The organism is Microcella sp. (assembly GCF_030645145.1).
GTDB lineage: Bacteria > Actinomycetota > Actinomycetes > Actinomycetales > Microbacteriaceae > Microcella.
The window spans coordinates 1-15,299 of the sequence record NZ_JAUSMI010000070.1 but is presented as its reverse complement, the minus strand read 5'-3'; the positions used below and the strand labels follow the sequence as shown (position 1 = coordinate 15,299).

The window sequence follows — 15,299 nt, the reverse complement described above, 5'->3', positions numbered from 1 at the left end:
CGCGCATGAAGACCAACGTCAATCTCTTCTGGATCCTCCTCGCGTTCTTCATCCTCCTCACCGTCATCTACGTGGCCTGGGCGATCATCGACACCGGTCAGGTGGAGTGGGTCGGATCCGTGGGACTCGGTCTCTGCGCGGTGCTCTCGGCGTTCATCGCCTTCTACCTGCAGCTCGTGAACCGCTCGACCGGCGGCATCCTCCCGGAGGACCGCCTCGATGCGGACATCGACGACGGCGACCCGGAGCTCGGTTACTTCTCCCCGTGGAGCTGGTGGCCCGTCTTCCTCGCCGGCGGCGTGACGTTCACGTTCCTCGGCCTGGCCGCGGGCATCTGGATCATGTTCTACGCGATCCCGCTTGCGATGCTCGGACTCGTCGGCTGGGTCTACGAGTACTACCGCGGCAACTTCGGTCGCTGACGTGACGGTCCGTCGGGCGCGCGCTGAGGACGCGGACGCGGTCTTCGCGCTCGTCCAGCAGCTCGGTGCGGCCTTCATCCCCGTCCGCAGCGCCTTCGACGTGAGCTTCGCCGAGGCGATCGCGGCGGACGAGGACTCGGGTCTGCTGCTGCTCGTCGCCGAGGACGACCAGGGCGTCGTTCGCGGGTACGCGTTCACGACGATCGCGCGCCTGCTCTCCACCAACGGCGCCTCGGCGCAGCTTCAGGAGATCGCGGTGGACGAGGACGCTCGCGGGCAGGATCTCGGCACCGAGCTCGTCCACGCCGTCGAGCGCGAGTGCATCCGCCGCGGCGTGCGTCAGATCACCGTCGCGAGTCGCCGCGCCGGCGGCTTCTACGACCGTCTCGGCTACAGCCAGAACGCCGAGTACATGCGTCGGGTGTTCTGAGCCGAGTCGCTCGGGTCGATCGCTGACGGGGTCGTGACGATGACGGAGTTGCGGAGCGCACGACTTCTGATCCGCCCGATCGCGTCCGCGGACATCCCGGCGTTCGTCGCGTATCGCCGTGAGCCCGAGGTCGCGCGCTACCAGTCGTGGAGCACGGACTACTCCGCGGCGGATGCGCGCGCCCTCGTCGACGGTCAGCCCGCCTCGGGATGGCCGGACGCGGGGGAGTGGGTCCAGCTCGGCCTGCACCTCGCCGACGGCCCCACGGGGCTCATCGGCGACGTCGCGGTGGGAGCCGACGCCGAGCAGCCCGACACCTTCGAGCTCGGCGTGACCCTCGCACCGGCGCACCAGGGTCGGGGGTTCGCGCGCGAGGCTCTCGAGGCGGTCCTCGCCGAGCTCATGGACGAGCGGGGCGCGCATCGCGTCGTCATGCAGGGCGATGCGCGCAACGCCCCGGTGCTCGCGCTCATGCGCCGCCTCGGCCTCCGCCACGAGGGGACGATCCTCGAGGGGGACTGGTTCAAGGGGGAGTGGACGGCCCTGGAGCGCTTCGCCCTCCTCGACCGCGAGTGGCGCGTGCGCTGAGCCACCGTGAGCCGGGCCGCGGTGGCCTGAGCCGTCGGGGTCGCGGGCGCCCGCTCAGAGGACGTCGACGAGCTCGGTGAGCGCGGTGATCGTGCGGTCGGGCTCGGGGTATCCCGACGGCCACTGGCGGCCGCGCGGGATCCACACGCCCACGAGCCCTGCGCGCTGCGCTCCGAGGATGTCCCACGGGTGGCAGGCGACGAGCGCGGTCTGCTCGGGCATCGAGCCGAGGCGATCGCACGCGCCGAGGTATGACTCGGGGTGGGGCTTCCACGTGCGGGTCCCGTCGACGCTCAGCGTCGCGATGCCCTCGCCGGTGAGGCCGAGCCGCTCGAGGAGCCCCTGCGCGACGCGCGACGAGCCGTTCGTGAGCGTCGAGACGCCCAGCCCCTCGTCGATCATGCGGCGGATGCCCGGCGCGACGTCGTCGTGGGCGGGCAGTGCGCCGACCGCCGCCGGGAGCTGCTCGAGCATCGCGTCGACCGCGGGCTCGTCGAGAGGCGCGGGGTCGTGGACGCTCGCGGCGAGATCCCGCAGCGCCGTCGCGCCGAGCGCGCCGAAGCCGATGGGCAGCCCGACGAGCGACGCCGCGAAGCCGTCGCGGAGGACGGCCGCGAGCCACGCGCTCGCGGAGCCGGCGGGGAGACCGCGCTCGCGCATCCACCCCTCGAGGGGGCCGAGGTCGGTGAGGGTCTCGTTGACGTCGAGCAGGACGGTGGTGATGGGCGCGCCGGTCATGCTCACACGCTACGCGGTCGGCGGCGGGAACCGCGACGGCCCCGCCCTCCCGGAGGAGAAGCGGGGCCGTCGATGGTGCGGTGCTAGTGGCGCTGCGACTCGAGCTCGCGCTGCGTCACGGGCGAGATGCGGTCCTCGAAGAACCAGCGCGACATGCTCGCGCGCACGCGCTGACGGGCCGTGATGCGGCCGCGGGCGTCGGGGCGCACCATGAGCGGCTGGTACTCCTCGTAGCTCACGAGCTTCCAGCGCTCGTAGTCGTCGAGCTGCTCGTGGACCTCGATGTACTCGCCGCCCGGGAGGCGCACGATGCGACCCGACTCGAAGCCGTGCAGCGCGATCTCGCGGTCCTTCCTCATGAGCGCGAGGCAGACGCGCTTCGTGACGAAGTAAGCGATGAACGGGCCGACGACCGTGACGAACTGCAGGGCGTGGATGACGCCCTCGATCGACAGGCGGAAGTGCGTCGCGATGAGGTCGGAGCTCGCCGCGGCCCACAGGCCCGCGTAGAACGTCACGCCGGCCGCGCCGATCGCGGTGCGGGTCGGGTTGTTGCGAGGACGCTCGGCGATGTGGTGCTCGCGCTTGTCGCCCGTGACCCACGCCTCGAGGAACGGGTACAGAGCGGCTGCCGCGAGGAACACCAGGAGGCCGACGAGCGGGATGAGGACGTTCCACGACCACGTGTAGCCGAAGATGACCGTCTCGAGATGCGGCGGGATGAGGCGCAGCGCGCCGTCGGCGAAGCCGATGTACCAGTCCGGCTGCGTTCCCGCGGACACCGGGGAGGGGTCGTAGGGGCCGTAGTTCCAGATCGGGTTGATCGTGAAGAGCGACGCGATGAGGACGATGACGCCGAAGACGATGAAGAAGAAGCCACCGGCCTTCGCGGCGAACACGGGCATGACCGGCGCGCCGACGACGTTGTCGTTCGTGCGGCCGGGGCCGGCGAACTGCGTGTGCTTGTTGACGATCAGCAGCACCATGTGCGCGCCGATGAGGGCGACGAGGATCGCCGGCAGCAGCAGGATGTGCAGCACGTAGAGACGCGGGATGATGTCGGTTCCCGGGAACTCGTCGCCGAAGAGCAGGTAGGAGATCCAGCCGCCGGCGAGCGGGACGGCCTTGATCATGCCGTCGATGATGCGGAGGCCGTTGCCCGAGAGGAGGTCGTCGGGGAGCGAGTAGCCGGTGAAGCCGAGCGCCATCGCGAGGACGAAGAGCAGGAAGCCGATGACCCAGTTGAGCTCGCGCGGCTTGCGGAACGCGCCCGTGAAGAACACGCGGAGCATGTGCAGGCCGATCGAGGCGACGAACAGCAGCGCCGCCCAGTGGTGGACCTGGCGCATGAGCAGGCCGCCGCGGATCTCGAACGAGATGTCGAGCGACGAGTGGTACGCGACCGACATCGGGATGCCCTGGAGGGGGACGTACGAGCCCTCGTACTCGACCTCGGTCATCGACGGGTCGAAGAAGAAGGTCAGGAACGTGCCGCTGAGCAGGATGACGACGAAGCTGTAGAGCGCCACCTCACCGAGCATGAACGACCAGTGGTCGGGGAAGATCTTGCGACCCAGCGTCTTGACGGCCGTCGAGGCGCTCGTGCGCTCGTCGATGTAGTTCGCCGCCCACCCGGTGAAACGCATGCCGCGCGACGGCGCGGCAGCGGCCGGGGCGACGGGCTCAGTTGCGGTACTCACAGTGCACGCTCCCAGAAGCTCGGACCCACAGGTTCGGTGAAGTCGCTCTTCGCGACGAGGTAACCCTCTTCATCCACAGTGATCGGGAGCTGGGGAAGCGGGCGCGCCGCCGGTCCGAAGATGACCTCGGCGTGGTTGGCCACGTCGAATTCGGACTGGTGGCAGGGGCACAGCAGGTGGTGGGTCTGCTGCTCGTACAGCGCGACGGGGCAGCCGACGTGCGTACAGATCTTGGAGTAGGCCACGATGCCGTCGTAGGACCAGCCCTGGCGGTCCTCGCGCTCGTTGAGCCGATCGAGGGGGAGGCGCATGAGAAGGACGGCGGCCTTGGCCTTCTCCTCCAGCTTGTGCGACTCGAGCTCGGTGAGCCCCTCGGGGATGACGTGGAACGCGGAGCCGATCGTGACCTCGGAGGCCTTGATCGGGGTGCCGGAGGGGTCGCGGGTGAGGCGGACGCCCTCCTCCCACATGGTGTGCTTGAGCAGGGCGATCGGGTCCTCCGCCGGCGCGAGGTCGCGGAAGATCGCGATGGCCGGGATGGGAGTCGCGACGAGCGCGCCGATGAGGGTGTTGCGGACGAGGCTGCGGCGCGTGAAGCCCGACTCGGCGTTGCCGGCCTGGAAGATCTCGACGGCCTTGGCGCGCGTCTCGTCGGAGCCGCGCGTCCCGTGGCGCTCCTCCACGAGCTCGTGCCCGTGCATGAGCGCCTTCGACCAGTGGACCGCGCCGATGCCGATGCCGAGCAGGCCGAGTGTGATGCCGAGGCCGAGGAAGAGGTTGTTGAGGCGGATCGTGCTCGGGTCGCCCTCGACGATGGGGAAGGCGAAGTAGGCGACGACGGCGAGGACGCTGCCGACGACCGAGAGCAGGAAGAGGCCCGAGACGGTCCGCTCGGCGGCGCGCTCCTTCGCGGGGTCGGTGTCGGTGACGCGCAGACGCTCGGGCGGGAAGCCCGGGTTCGGGATGCGATCGGCGCGCTCGACGGCGACTCCCGGAGAGGCGCTGCTCGCGTGCTTCTCGACAGCCGTCTCCGCGGCCTCGCCGCTCGTCGTGCCGTCGTGGTCGTCCGCCATCATCGTCCTTTCCTAAGCTGCTGCACGGGCCGTCAGTTGGACTTCGCGGTGAGCCAGATGGTCACCGCGACGAGTCCGCCGAGGCCGAAGATCCAGATGAAGAGCCCCTCCGACACCGGACCGAGCGACCCCAGGTCGAAGCCGCCGACCGACGGGTTCTCCTCGATGTACTGCAGATAGGTGATGATGTCGTTCTTCTCTTCGGGAGTGAGGTTGAGGTCGCTGAACACGGGCATGTTCTGCGGGCCGGTCGACATCGCGCCGTAGACGTGGACGGGGTCGACGCCCGCGAGGCCTGGGGCGTACTTGCCCTCGGTGAGGGCGCCACCGGCTCCGGCGACGTTGTGGCACATCGCGCAGTTGATGCGGAAGAGCTCGGCGCCGATCGCCGCGTCGCCGTCGCCGGCGAGGTAGCGCTCCGGCGGCACCGCGGGGCCGGGGGCGAGCGAGGCGACCCAGGCGCCCATCGCGTCGATCTGCTCCTGCGTGAACTGGACGGGCTTGACCTCGGCCTGCGGACCGGAGGCGGCCATGGGCATGCGGCCCGTGCCGACCTGGAAGTCGACGGCGAGAGCGCCGACGCCGATCACCGACGGGCCGGCCTCGGTGCCCGCGCCCTGGAGGCCGTGGCAGCTCGCGCAGTTCGCGGCGAAGAGCTTGCCGCCATCCTCGACGAGCTGCTCGTTCGCGACCGTCGTCTCTGCCGTGGCCGAGGTCGTGGCGAGCGCGTACGCGCCGCCGGTCGCGAGGAGGCCGACGACCAGCAGAGCGGCTGTCGCCAGCGGGTGCCGGCGGCCGGAGCGACGTGCGGGAGCGGGGGAGGTGGATGCCATGGTGTGCTGCGTCTCGATTCGATTGCTCATTGGAGGACGTAGATGACGAGGAAGAGGCCGATCCAGACCACGTCGACGAAGTGCCAGTAGTACGACACGACGATCGCGCTCGTGGCGTCGCGGTGGGTGAAGACCTTCACCGCGTAGGCGCGCCCGATGACGAGGAGGAAGGCGATGAGGCCGCCCGTGACGTGGAGGCCATGGAAGCCGGTCGTGAGGTAGAACGCCGAGCCGAAGGCGTCCGAGGTGAGCGAGACGTGCTCGCTGACGAGGATGGCGTACTCGTAGACCTGGCCCACCACGAAGATCGCGCCCATCACGTAGGTGAGGAAGAACCACTCGATCATGCCCCACTGCGTCGGCTTCCAGCCGGTGCGGCGGGCCTGCAGGCGCTCGGCCGCGAACACGCCGAACTGGGCGGTGACGCTCGAGAGGACGAGGATCGTGGTGTTGACCGCCGCGAACGGGACGTTGAACACCTCGGTCCCGGCCTCCCACAGCTCGGGCGACGTCGACCGGAGCGTGAAGTAGATCGCGAAGAGGCCGGCGAAGAACATGACTTCGCTGCCGAGCCAGACGATCGTGCCGACAGCAACGATGTTGGGCCGGTTGACCGTGGGGGCGGTGAGAGATCTCGACAGAGAGGTGCTGGTCACTCATTCATTATGACGGATGCCCAGGGCACTTCTTGCCCGTCGACATGCCTTCTCGCGGCGATTCACTAGCCTTTACCCATGTCCGCAGCCCCCACCTGGCCCGCCCTGCTCACCCGCCTGCTCGAGGGGCAGGACCTCAGCATCGCGGAGGCCGCGTGGGCCATGGAGCAGGTCATGGCGGGGGAGGCGACGTCCGCGCAGCTCGCGGGCTTCCTGATGGCGCTGCGGGCGAAGGGCGAGACCGTCGACGAGTTCGTCGGATTCCGCGATGCGGCGCTCGCGCACGCGCGCCCGATCGACATCGACCCCATGGCGCTCGACATCGTCGGCACCGGTGGCGACCCGTTCGGCGCCGTCGTCAACGTGTCGTCGATCGCGTCGATCGTCGTCGCGGCGGGCGGCGTGCCCGTCGCCAAGCACGGCAACCGCGGCGCGAGCAGCGCCTCGGGCGCCTCCGACGTGCTGAGCGAGCTCGGGATCTCTCTCGACCTCACCCCCGAGGAGGTGGCGCGGGTGTTCCGGGAGGTGGGTCTCACCTTCCTCCACGCGCAGACCTTCCATCCCGGGTTCCGGCACGCCGGCCCCGTGCGCCGGGAGCTCGGAGTGGCGACGCTCTTCAACATCCTCGGGCCGCTCGTGAACCCGGCGCGCCCCGAGGCGTCCGCCGTCGGGGTCGCGAACCTCGACCGAGTCCCGCTCGTGGTCGGCGTGTTCCGGACCCGCGGCGCGACCGCGCTCGTCTACAGAGGCGACGACGGCATCGACAAGCTCACGACGACGGGCCACTCGCACATGTGGGAGGTCTCGCGCGGCTCGGTGACGGAGCACGATATCGATCCGCGCGAACTGGGGATCTCCTACAGCGCGATCGAGGGCATCCTCGGGGCGGGCCCGGAGCACAACGCGAGCCTCGCCCGCGGCGTCCTCGCCGGCGACGAGGGCCCCGTGCGCGACATCGTCCTGCTCAACGCCGCTGCGGGCCTCGTCTCGTTCCGGCTCGCGCAGGATCCGGCGCAGATCACCCGGCCGATCGTCGAACGGCTCGGCGAGCAGCTGGAGGTCGCGGCGGACCTCATCGACTCGGGTCGCGCCGCGCGCAAGCTCGAGGAGTGGGCCGCGGCGACGCAGGCTGCCGCCGGTCGCTCCTGACGGCGGGCTCGCACCGAGGGGTCACGCCCGCGGGAGCAGCCCGGCCCCATCGATGACCTCGAAGATCAGCTGCGTCTCGGTGTGCCGCACGCCCGGGTGCACCTGCAGGTGCTCGAGCACGAGGTCGCGCAGCGCCGCGGCCGACTCGACGGCGACGTGCAGGAGGTAGTCGTCGGCTCCGGCGACGTGGAAGATGCGCACGACGTTGGGGATGTCGCGCAGTCGTGACTGGAACGCCTGGACCTGGTCGCGCGAGTGGCTCGCGAGGCGGACCGTGATGACGGCCTCGAGCCCCAGGCCCAGAGCGGCCGGATCGATCTCGGCGCGGAAGCGGCGGATGGCGCCCGACTCGCGGAGGGCGCGCAGGCGCTGACTGCAGGTCGACTCGGCGACCCCGACGCGCTCGGCGAGCGCGGCGTTCGTGAGGCGCCCGTTCGCATCGAGCTCGGCGAGCATCGCGAGGTCGATCGCATCGAGCGGCGCGGCTCGCGGGAACTTCGGCGCGGGAGGAGCATCCATGCCCCCATCATGCAGGAGATTCGACAAAAGGCGGATGCTCCGCGGAAGATTCGGGCGATCTTGCTTCTCGCCGCAGAAGGGGGAACGCTGAGGCCATGGACGATGCTGTCGCTTTCGAGACCCTTGCCGTGCACGCCGGGCGGGAGGACCTCGCCGCGATGGGCGTCCACGCCCTGCCGATCGACCTCTCGACCACGAATCCGCTGCCCGACGTCGAGCTCGGCGGCGGTTCGTACGAGTCGATGGCGACCGGGCATCACCCCACGGAGGGCGGCAACGTCTACGCCCGACTGTGGAACCCCACCGTCGCGCGCTTCGAGGAAGCGCTCGCGCAGCTCGAGCGGACGGACGCCTCCGTGGCGTTCGCCTCGGGCATGGCGGCGTTCACCGCGGCTGTCATGGCCGCCGCCAACCGCGGGCGCGGTCGCCACGTGGTTGCCGTGCGGCCCCTCTACGGCGGCACCGACCACCTGCTCGCCTCGGGCCTGCTGAACGTCGAGACGACGTTCACGACCGCCGATGGGGTCGCCGCCGCGATGCGCCCCGACACGTGCCTCGTGGTCGTCGAGACCCCCGCGAACCCCACCCTCGAGCTCGTCGACATCGCCGCGGTCGTCGCGGCCGCGGGCGAGGCTCCCGTGCTCGTGGACAACACCTTCGCGACCCCCGTGCTGCAGAACCCCGCCGACCAGGGCGCCGCGCTCGTGCTGCACAGCGCGACGAAGTACCTCGGCGGGCACGGCGACGTCATCGGCGGCGTCATCGCGTGCTCGGAGGAGTGGGCCACGGCGATCCGCCCCGTGCGCGCGATCACGGGCGGGCTGCTGCACCCGCTCGGCGGGTACCTGCTCCACCGCGGGCTTCCGACCCTCGCGCTGCGCGTGCGCGCGCAGCAGGACTCGGCCCGCATCCTCGCCGATCGCCTCGTCGACCACGGCGCGGTCGCGCGCGTCCACTACCCCGGCCTCGGTGACAGCGACCCGACCGGCCTCATCGGGCGCCAGATGCGCGGCCCGGGTGCGATGCTCGCGATCGAGCTCGCCGGCGGGCTCGCCGCAGCGGAGTCGACCATCGCGGGCCTCGGGCTCTTCACCCACGCCGTCTCGCTCGGCGGCGTCGACTCGCTCGTGCAGCACCCGGCCTCGCTCACCCACCGGCCCGTCGCGCCGGAGGCCCGACCCGGCGCGGGCATCCTGCGCCTCTCGATCGGGCTCGAGAACGTCGAGGACCTCTGGCTCGACCTCGATCGCGCGCTCTCGACGGCGCACGGGGCGGGGTCGGCGGCCGCGGGCATCCGTGTCGACGGTGCCTCGGTGGGGGCCGGAGCCCGCTGACCGGAGCACTCTGACGCCCGACCTGACCGCGGGCCCGGACGCGACGACGCCCCGACCACCGGACGGTCGGGGCGTCGCTCCGCTCGCTGCCGGTCGTCGAGGCCGCGCGAGCAGTCGGTGCCGCTAGCGGTTCGAGGACCGCTCGGACGGGTTGCCGGTCGTCTCGTTGCAGTTCGAGGCGCCCGAAGTTCCCATGTGCGGGCCGGCCTTGCTGCCCTCGGCGTCGGTCGTGGCGCGGGCGTGGTCGCCGAACCAGGAGAACCCGGGCGAGGTGCCGGTCGAGTCGATGCAGTGGGCGGCGGATGCGGCGCTCGCGCCGCCGAGGACGAGCCCGGTCGCGACGAGGGCCGTCGCGAACGCGGTGGAGAGGACCTTCTTCATTGAAACCTCCGAGAGTGGGGGAGCGGATGGTGCTGGCTCCCTCTCTTCGGAGCGGTCGGGCCCCCGGATGGGGGTCAGTTCTCGGCGACGTAGAACCAGCGGCCGTCGTCGCGACGGAAGGCGCTCACCTCGTGCTGGACGCCGGCGCCGTCGGGGGAGCGGTAGTAGGCGTCGAAGGCGACGACGCCGTCGCGATCGAGCGGGCCACCGCGCTCGGTGCGCAGGACGTCGAGGCGGTACCAGCGCGTCGACGCGTCGAGCTCGAGCGACTCGGGCCTCGTCGAGGGATGCCACGTCGCGAGGAGGTAGGCGGCGTCGGCGAGCGCGAACGCGGAGAACCGCGAGCGCATGAGCTGCTCAGCGGTGGGTGCGGCGCGCTCGCCTCGATGGAGCGGGCCGCAGCACTCGTCGTAGAGCAGGCCCGAGGTGCAGGGGCAGCGGCGCGGCGGGGTCGGGTCGGCGGGCACGCTTCGAGCCTAGAAGCTCATCCGGATGTCGCCGCCGGGGGAGCGGCGCGAGCTGGGGCTTGACTGATCTATCGAAAAACAATAGATTACGGATGTTGATCGATAGGAGCACTCATGAGCCCGGCACTGATCGTCGTGACCCGCGTGATCATCGCGCTGTCCCTGCTCGGGTCCGTCCTCGTGCAGGTCGTCATCCTGCCGCTGGTCTGGATCGATCTCGAGGGGGAGGCGCTGTGGGGGAGGATCCTGCTCGTCGCGATCGCCGCGCTGAGCATCCTGTGCCTGCAGGTAGGTGCGATCGGGGTCTGGCGACTGCTGGGCCTCGTGCGCCGCGGCTCCGTCTTCAGCGACGCGGCCTTCCGGTGGGTCGACCTGATCATCGGCGCGATCGTCATGCTCTCGGCGCTCGTGCTCGTGCTCGCGGTCGCCCTCGCCCCGGGGGAGGTCGCGCCGGGGGTCGTCGCGCTGCTGTGCGGGGCGTCGCTCGTGATCGCGGGCGTTGCGCTCGTCGTCGTCGTCATGCGAGCCCTGCTCGCCCAGGCGATCGCTCGGGAGCGGGAGGCGCGCGAGCTGCGCTCCGAGCTCGACGAGGTGATCTGATGGCGATCATCGTCGACATCGATGTCATGCTCGCGCGGCGCAAGATGCCCGTCGGAGCGCTCGCGGAGCGCGTCGGGATCACGCCCGCCAACCTCGCGGTGCTCAAGAACGGGCGCGCCAAGGCCGTGCGGTTCAGCACGCTCGACGCCCTGTGCGCGGTGCTCGACTGCCAGCCGGGGGATCTGCTTCGCTGGGAGCCCGACGAGCGCGACGACGAAGGAGTCTGACGTGCACTTCCTGATCTCGGTCATCGACGACACGAGTGGATCGGCCACCGGCGACGAGGCCGCGGCGATCGACGCCTTCAACGAGGCGCTCGAGGCAGGCGGCCACTGGGTCGTCGCCGGCGGGATCACCGCGCCCGCGGAGGCGGTCGTCATCGACGGGCGCGGGGGAGTGGCGGAGGTCCGGCCCGGGCCGCTCCACGACACGCGCGACTACGTCGCCGGATTCTGGATCATCGAGGCGCGGGACCGGGATGCCGCTCTCGCGCTCGCGACCAGGGGATCCCGCGCGTGCAATCGGCGCGTGGAGCTGCGGCCGCTTCTCGGGCTCGCTCGCTGAGGGAGGGGAGCAGCGTCATGGTGGTCCGACTCGATCTGAACGTCTCGCTCGACGGCGTCGCGATGCCCGCCGACCCGAGCCCGGAGAACCCGATGGGCGAGGATTGGGGGAGGCTCGTCGCGGACTACGCCGCCACCCGGACCTTCCGCGAACGGGTCCTGCACGACACCTCGGGCGAGGGCACGACCGGAGTCGACGACCGCTACGCGTCCGCCTACTTCGAGGAGGTCGGCGCCGAGATCATGGGCGCGGGCATGTTCGGCCTCCACGCCTTCCCGGACGACCCGGACTGGCGCGGATGGTGGGGCGACGAGCCGCCGTTCCGCGTTCCCGTGCTCGTGCTGACGCATCGCGAGCGCGCGCCGATCGAGTTCGAGAACGGGACGCGGTTCGAGTTCCTGGCGGCGAGCCCGGGGGACGCGCTCGCCCGAACGCGGGAGCTCGCGGGAGACGCCGACATCCGGATCGGCGGAGGGCTCGGCGTCGCCCGCGCGTTCCTCGCCGCGGATCTCATCGACCGACTGCACGTCGGCATCGCGCCGATCGTGCTCGGCCGCGGCGGGCGGCTCTGGGATGACCTGCGCAGGCTCGAGGAGGGCCGCACGGTGACGACCGAGGTCGCCGAGAGCGGCGTCATCCACGTCACGATCGCGCGCTGAGTTCCTCTGCGCTTCGATGGCGAGCTGACATAATGATGATTATCGGATACGGGAGTCGTCCGGCAGGAAGGGCCGCGGCGCCGGGCTGAGGCTCTCGTAGCCGTCGCGCGCGAGCAGGAACCAGACGAGCGGCCCGATGAGCTGCGCGAACACGACGAAGGCGTACCAGCCGAGCTCTTCCAGGCCGGTCATCGCCACCCGGCGCCGATGGATCGACACGAGCGCGCGCCGCTCCTCCGAGAAAAGCGAGCAAATATTTGCTCTTTTCAGGAGAACGGCGACGGCCCGTGCGGGGCCGGCGGGGATCCCGGCCGGTGCCCGAGCGAGAACCACGCCAGGACGCCGAGCGGACCGCCGATGATGACGACGACGATCCAGGCCGTGGCTCCCCCGACGCCCAGTCGCTCCTCCTGGAGCTGGATCGACCGGATGCCGATCGCGAGCATGACGAACCAGACGATGAGGACGACCGAGAGCGGCGAATCGAAGAACGCCGGGACGGTCGGCTCGAGGTCGTACTGCGTGCCCTGGCCGGTCATCCGCCCATCACATCACTGGTCGTGCTCGGCCGGGCGGGCCCCGCACGAGAATCCGCCGAGAAGATCCCCGGGCCGAGCGCGCGAGAAGCATGAAGTGTGGTTTACTTGTCCGCGGAGGGGAGTATCCCCGACCCGCGTCGCGTCGTCATTTCGATCCGCTCATGCAGATCCGGCGCCACGGGCCGAATCTGACCGTTCCGGCCGGGAAAGACCTCCTGAATAACCTCATCGACCATTCAGGAGCTCCGTCATGGACGTACCCCTCTGGCTGTGGTTCGCCGTTCTCGGCGTCATCATCGCCATGCTCGCGATCGATCTCTTCGCCCACCGGAAGGCCCACGTCATCGGCGTGCGCGAGGCCGCCGTGTGGTCGATCATCTGGGTGACGCTCGGCGTCGCCTTCGGCGGCTACATCTGGGCCGAGTACGGCGCCGAGCTGGGCCAGCAGTACTACGCCGGCTACCTCATCGAGAAGTCGCTCGCGGTCGACAACGTCTTCGTGTGGGCGATCATCTTCGCCTTCTTCCACGTGCCCCGCGAGTACCAGCACCGCGTGCTCTTCCTCGGCGTGCTCGGTGCGCTCGTGTTCCGCGGCATCTTCATCGCCCTCGGCGCCGTGCTGATCGATCAGTTCTCTTGGATCCTCTACCTGTTCGCGGCGTTCCTGCTCTACACGGGCTGGATGATGATCCGGAAGCGCAACGAGCACATGGACGTCGCGAACTCGAAGATCCTCAAGGCCTTCAAGCGCGTCATCCCGATGACCGACGCGTACCACGGGCAGAAGTTCCTCATCCGCAAGGCCGGCGTCCTCGTCGCCACTCCCCTGCTCGCGGTGCTCGTGCTCGTCGAGGTGACCGACATCATCTTCGCCGTCGACTCCATCCCGGCCATCTTCGGCGTCACGAGCGAGCCGTTCATCGTCTTCACCGCGAACGCCTTCGCGATCCTGGGTCTGCGCGCGATGTACTTCCTGCTCGCCGACCTCATGCACCGATTCATCTACCTGAAGCTCGGCCTCGCGTTCGTGCTCATCTGGGTCGGCATCAAGATGCTGCTGCTCGACGTTTACAAGATCCCCACGAGCGTCTCGCTCGCGGTCGTCGCGCTCATCATCACGGTCTCGATCGTCGCGAGCCTCCGGGCGACGCGCGGGCAGAGCCGGCACGAGATCGTCGTGGAGAACGCTCCCCCGTTCCGCATCGCGACCGAGGAGGAGATGGCGGAGGCCGAGCCGGTATGGCGGCGATCGGCCCGCGTCGATCAGGACGCGGAGATCGAACGCAGCAGTCGCGGCAGGTCGTAGGGCTCGAAGGGCTGGCCGGTGGCGAGCAGCTCGTCCGCGGTGAACCACCCGTGGGCGGTCACGTCGACGTGCTCGTCATCGGTCCAGTTCGTCGACACCGCCTCGAAGCGCTCGCAGCGCACCAGGTAGTACTCGGCGTGACCGCGGTCGTGATCCGCGGCATCCCACGTCACCTCGAAGTCGAGGCTCCACACCGGATCGCCGACGCTCTCGACCACGAGCCCGGTCTCCTCGAACAGCTCTCGGATCGCAGCCTGCTCGTGCGACTCCCCCGGGTCCACTCCCCCGCCCGGCGTGATCCAGCGGGCGAAGCGCGTCGTGTCGGGCGAGGCCGTGAAGAACAGGAGCGCCGCTCCCGACGGGTCGACGAGCAGAATCCGGGATGTCCGGCGCAGGCCCGGCGTCGGGGCCACGGTGCTACTCGCCCGCGGTCGGCGCGTACTCGGTGAAGTAGGCGACGTCGCCGACGAGCCGCGTGTTGTCCGCGGGGACCGGGTCGACGGCGGCCTGAGCGACCTCGGCGGCGAACTCGCTCACGTTGTAGAGCTTGCCGACGGCCTCCTTGCGGGCCTCGATCGCCCCGGGGTTGGCGCGATCGAGGAGCGTCGCGGTGACCGTGCCCTCGATCATGTCGCCGGAGACGACCGTGAAGCCGATGCCCGCGGCCTCGAGCTGCGGGATGAACTCGCGCAGAGCATCCTCACCTGCTCTCTTCGACAGGGCGACGGGCTCGTACTCGGGCATCGTCGGCACCGTGCGGATGAAGTGCGCCTGGTGGCTCGTGACGAACACGATGCGCGCACCCTCGTGGAGCAGCGGGAGGGCCTTCGTCAGCACGTTGACCTGCGCGTCGCGGTTGAGGCGCAGCGCGTAGTCCTCGCCCATGCCGGCCTCCATGCCGCCGGAGGCGTTGAGCACGAGGATGTCGATCCGCCCGAAGCGATCCTGCACCTGCTGCATCATCGCCTCGACGGAGGCCGGATCGGTGAGGTCGGCGCCCACCGCGAGGCCCTGCGTGCCGCCGGCCTCGAGCTCGGCGAGCAGCTTCTCGGCGCGCGGCGCCTTCGAGCGGTAGTTGATGATGACGTTCGCGCCGGCGGCGGCGAAGTAGCGCACGGTGTCGGCGCCGATGCCGCGGGAGGAGCCGGTGACGAGAGCGGTCATGCCGGCGAGCGAGCCGGCGGCGAGGGGGCTGTTCACGAGTCTCGACACTACCGGTCTTCCCGCGCCGTGTCGGGCCCGGAGGAGCGTCGGAGGGCGGTGATAGCGTGAGGAACAATCGACCGTGGAAGAGGCGCCGTTGCCCGACATCGTTCAGTACCTCTGGATCATCTGGATCGT

Annotated in this window: 22 protein-coding genes; 10 read left to right on the top strand and 12 right to left on the bottom strand. The window is 70.3% G+C overall.

Annotation, left to right across the window (positions count from 1 at the left end):
* Positions 1-5: 5 nt before the first annotated feature.
* From Q7T15_RS04170 to Q7T15_RS04160, 3 genes are read left to right on the top strand one after another with little or no spacing between them, the layout of a single operon-like run.
* Complete coding sequence (locus Q7T15_RS04170) at positions 6-422, top strand: cytochrome c oxidase subunit 4 (protein WP_304693571.1); 417 nt, start codon at positions 6-8, stop codon at positions 420-422.
* A 1-nt stretch (position 423) separates the two neighbouring features.
* Entirely contained in the window at positions 424-852 is a 429-nt protein-coding gene (locus Q7T15_RS04165) for a GNAT family N-acetyltransferase (RefSeq protein ID WP_304693569.1), read from the top strand.
* 48 nt (positions 853-900) lie between these two features.
* Positions 901-1,440, top strand: coding sequence for a GNAT family N-acetyltransferase (locus Q7T15_RS04160; protein WP_304693567.1), 540 nt, complete (start codon positions 901-903; stop codon positions 1,438-1,440).
* A gap of 54 nt (positions 1,441-1,494) precedes the next feature.
* On the opposite strand, the gene Q7T15_RS04155 is transcribed toward Q7T15_RS04160, so the two are convergent.
* The 5 genes from Q7T15_RS04155 to Q7T15_RS04135 all read right to left on the bottom strand — a co-directional run bounded on the left by Q7T15_RS04155 (position 1,495) and on the right by Q7T15_RS04135 (position 6,440).
* Positions 1,495-2,178, bottom strand: coding sequence for an HAD family hydrolase (locus Q7T15_RS04155; protein ID WP_304693565.1), 684 nt, complete (start codon positions 2,176-2,178; stop codon positions 1,495-1,497).
* An 83-nt stretch (positions 2,179-2,261) separates the two neighbouring features.
* Entirely contained in the window at positions 2,262-3,824 is a 1,563-nt protein-coding gene (locus tag Q7T15_RS04150; protein WP_304693617.1) for a ubiquinol-cytochrome c reductase cytochrome b subunit, read from the bottom strand.
* 50 nt (positions 3,825-3,874) lie between these two features.
* Positions 3,875-4,951 carry a ubiquinol-cytochrome c reductase iron-sulfur subunit gene (locus tag Q7T15_RS04145; RefSeq protein ID WP_304693615.1) on the bottom strand — a complete coding sequence of 359 codons (1,077 nt, stop codon included), beginning with the start codon at positions 4,949-4,951 and terminating at the stop codon, positions 3,875-3,877.
* A 32-nt stretch (positions 4,952-4,983) separates the two neighbouring features.
* Complete coding sequence (locus tag Q7T15_RS04140; protein ID WP_304693563.1) at positions 4,984-5,814, bottom strand: c-type cytochrome; 831 nt, start codon at positions 5,812-5,814, stop codon at positions 4,984-4,986.
* Positions 5,811-6,440, bottom strand: coding sequence for a heme-copper oxidase subunit III (locus tag Q7T15_RS04135; RefSeq protein WP_304693561.1), 630 nt, complete (start codon positions 6,438-6,440; stop codon positions 5,811-5,813). The genes Q7T15_RS04140 and Q7T15_RS04135 overlap by 4 nt, the downstream gene beginning before the upstream one ends.
* Positions 6,441-6,518: 78 nt before the next feature.
* Here Q7T15_RS04135 and trpD point away from each other — a divergent pair, with 78 nt between their 5' ends.
* The gene (gene trpD / locus Q7T15_RS04130; protein WP_304693559.1) at positions 6,519-7,589 is read left to right on the top strand and encodes an anthranilate phosphoribosyltransferase; all 1,071 of its coding nucleotides are present in this window, start codon (positions 6,519-6,521) and stop codon (positions 7,587-7,589) included.
* 21 nt (positions 7,590-7,610) lie between these two features.
* Here trpD and Q7T15_RS04125 read toward each other — a convergent pair whose 3' ends face one another.
* The gene (locus Q7T15_RS04125; RefSeq protein ID WP_304693557.1) at positions 7,611-8,108 is read right to left on the bottom strand and encodes an Lrp/AsnC family transcriptional regulator; all 498 of its coding nucleotides are present in this window, start codon (positions 8,106-8,108) and stop codon (positions 7,611-7,613) included.
* A 95-nt stretch (positions 8,109-8,203) separates the two neighbouring features.
* On the opposite strand from Q7T15_RS04125, the gene Q7T15_RS04120 reads away from it, so the two are divergent.
* Positions 8,204-9,442, top strand: a complete 1,239-nt coding sequence (locus Q7T15_RS04120; protein WP_304693555.1) for a PLP-dependent aspartate aminotransferase family protein — start codon at positions 8,204-8,206, stop codon at positions 9,440-9,442.
* Between the two features lie 123 nt (positions 9,443-9,565).
* On the opposite strand, the gene Q7T15_RS04115 is transcribed toward Q7T15_RS04120, so the two are convergent.
* Complete coding sequence (locus tag Q7T15_RS04115) at positions 9,566-9,823, bottom strand: hypothetical protein (RefSeq protein ID WP_304693553.1); 258 nt, start codon at positions 9,821-9,823, stop codon at positions 9,566-9,568.
* A 74-nt stretch (positions 9,824-9,897) separates the two neighbouring features.
* Positions 9,898-10,290: a YchJ family protein gene (locus tag Q7T15_RS04110; RefSeq protein WP_304693551.1), complete on the bottom strand. Its 393-nt coding sequence runs from the start codon at positions 10,288-10,290 to the stop codon at positions 9,898-9,900.
* Positions 10,291-10,404: 114 nt separating this feature from the next.
* Here Q7T15_RS04110 and Q7T15_RS04105 point away from each other — a divergent pair, with 114 nt between their 5' ends.
* From Q7T15_RS04105 to Q7T15_RS04090, 4 genes are read left to right on the top strand one after another with little or no spacing between them, the layout of a single operon-like run.
* Positions 10,405-10,890 (top strand): DUF2975 domain-containing protein, encoded by a 486-nt coding sequence (locus tag Q7T15_RS04105; RefSeq protein ID WP_304693550.1) that lies wholly within the window; start codon positions 10,405-10,407, stop codon positions 10,888-10,890.
* Positions 10,890-11,117 (top strand): helix-turn-helix transcriptional regulator, encoded by a 228-nt coding sequence (locus Q7T15_RS04100; protein WP_304693548.1) that lies wholly within the window; start codon positions 10,890-10,892, stop codon positions 11,115-11,117. Before Q7T15_RS04105 ends, Q7T15_RS04100 begins: the two co-directional genes overlap by 1 nt.
* Before the next feature lies 1 nt (position 11,118).
* Positions 11,119-11,454 (top strand): YciI family protein, encoded by a 336-nt coding sequence (locus tag Q7T15_RS04095; RefSeq protein WP_304693546.1) that lies wholly within the window; start codon positions 11,119-11,121, stop codon positions 11,452-11,454.
* 17 nt (positions 11,455-11,471) lie between these two features.
* The gene (locus Q7T15_RS04090) at positions 11,472-12,113 is read left to right on the top strand and encodes a dihydrofolate reductase family protein (RefSeq protein ID WP_304693544.1); all 642 of its coding nucleotides are present in this window, start codon (positions 11,472-11,474) and stop codon (positions 12,111-12,113) included.
* A 39-nt stretch (positions 12,114-12,152) separates the two neighbouring features.
* On the opposite strand, the gene Q7T15_RS04085 is transcribed toward Q7T15_RS04090, so the two are convergent.
* Both Q7T15_RS04085 and Q7T15_RS04080 read right to left on the bottom strand, forming a co-directional pair.
* The gene (locus Q7T15_RS04085) at positions 12,153-12,305 is read right to left on the bottom strand and encodes a hypothetical protein (RefSeq protein WP_304693542.1); all 153 of its coding nucleotides are present in this window, start codon (positions 12,303-12,305) and stop codon (positions 12,153-12,155) included.
* Positions 12,306-12,379: 74 nt separating this feature from the next.
* Entirely contained in the window at positions 12,380-12,652 is a 273-nt protein-coding gene (locus Q7T15_RS04080; RefSeq protein ID WP_304693540.1) for a hypothetical protein, read from the bottom strand.
* 250 nt (positions 12,653-12,902) lie between these two features.
* Between Q7T15_RS04080 and Q7T15_RS04075 the strand changes: the two genes are divergently transcribed.
* Positions 12,903-13,958 carry a TerC family protein gene (locus Q7T15_RS04075; protein ID WP_304693538.1) on the top strand — a complete coding sequence of 352 codons (1,056 nt, stop codon included), beginning with the start codon at positions 12,903-12,905 and terminating at the stop codon, positions 13,956-13,958.
* Here the strand turns inward: Q7T15_RS04075 and Q7T15_RS04070 are convergent.
* Together Q7T15_RS04070 and Q7T15_RS04065 are read right to left on the bottom strand one after the other, a co-directional pair.
* Complete coding sequence (locus tag Q7T15_RS04070; RefSeq protein ID WP_304693536.1) at positions 13,916-14,371, bottom strand: NUDIX hydrolase; 456 nt, start codon at positions 14,369-14,371, stop codon at positions 13,916-13,918. The two genes, Q7T15_RS04075 and Q7T15_RS04070, sit on opposite strands and share 43 nt — an antisense overlap.
* A gap of 4 nt (positions 14,372-14,375) precedes the next feature.
* Positions 14,376-15,122 (bottom strand): SDR family oxidoreductase, encoded by a 747-nt coding sequence (locus Q7T15_RS04065; protein WP_370689094.1) that lies wholly within the window; start codon positions 15,120-15,122, stop codon positions 14,376-14,378.
* Between the last annotated feature and the right edge of the window lie 177 nt (positions 15,123-15,299).

Bases quoted from the DNA above. Each gene is read 5' to 3' on its own strand.
- Q7T15_RS04170 (WP_304693571.1), top strand. From the start codon at position 6: ATGAAGACCAACGTCAATCTCTTCTGGATCCTCCTCGCGTTCTTCATC.
- Q7T15_RS04155 (WP_304693565.1), bottom strand. From the start codon at position 2,178: ATGACCGGCGCGCCCATCACCACCGTCCTGCTCGACGTCAACGAGACC.
- Q7T15_RS04150 (WP_304693617.1), bottom strand. From the start codon at position 3,824: ATGCGTTTCACCGGGTGGGCGGCGAACTACATCGACGAGCGCACGAGC.
- Q7T15_RS04145 (WP_304693615.1), bottom strand. From the start codon at position 4,951: ATGGCGGACGACCACGACGGCACGACGAGCGGCGAGGCCGCGGAGACG.
- Q7T15_RS04140 (WP_304693563.1), bottom strand. From the start codon at position 5,814: ATGAGCAATCGAATCGAGACGCAGCACACCATGGCATCCACCTCCCCC.
- trpD (WP_304693559.1), top strand. From the start codon at position 6,519: ATGTCCGCAGCCCCCACCTGGCCCGCCCTGCTCACCCGCCTGCTCGAG.
- Q7T15_RS04125 (WP_304693557.1), bottom strand. From the start codon at position 8,108: ATGGATGCTCCTCCCGCGCCGAAGTTCCCGCGAGCCGCGCCGCTCGAT.
- Q7T15_RS04120 (WP_304693555.1), top strand. From the start codon at position 8,204: ATGGACGATGCTGTCGCTTTCGAGACCCTTGCCGTGCACGCCGGGCGG.
- Q7T15_RS04115 (WP_304693553.1), bottom strand. From the start codon at position 9,823: ATGAAGAAGGTCCTCTCCACCGCGTTCGCGACGGCCCTCGTCGCGACC.
- Q7T15_RS04105 (WP_304693550.1), top strand. From the start codon at position 10,405: ATGAGCCCGGCACTGATCGTCGTGACCCGCGTGATCATCGCGCTGTCC.
- Q7T15_RS04100 (WP_304693548.1), top strand. From the start codon at position 10,890: ATGGCGATCATCGTCGACATCGATGTCATGCTCGCGCGGCGCAAGATG.
- Q7T15_RS04090 (WP_304693544.1), top strand. From the start codon at position 11,472: ATGGTGGTCCGACTCGATCTGAACGTCTCGCTCGACGGCGTCGCGATG.
- Q7T15_RS04085 (WP_304693542.1), bottom strand. From the start codon at position 12,305: ATGACCGGCCTGGAAGAGCTCGGCTGGTACGCCTTCGTCGTGTTCGCG.
- Q7T15_RS04080 (WP_304693540.1), bottom strand. From the start codon at position 12,652: ATGACCGGCCAGGGCACGCAGTACGACCTCGAGCCGACCGTCCCGGCG.
- Q7T15_RS04075 (WP_304693538.1), top strand. From the start codon at position 12,903: ATGGACGTACCCCTCTGGCTGTGGTTCGCCGTTCTCGGCGTCATCATC.
- Q7T15_RS04065 (WP_370689094.1), bottom strand. From the start codon at position 15,122: ATGACCGCTCTCGTCACCGGCTCCTCCCGCGGCATCGGCGCCGACACC.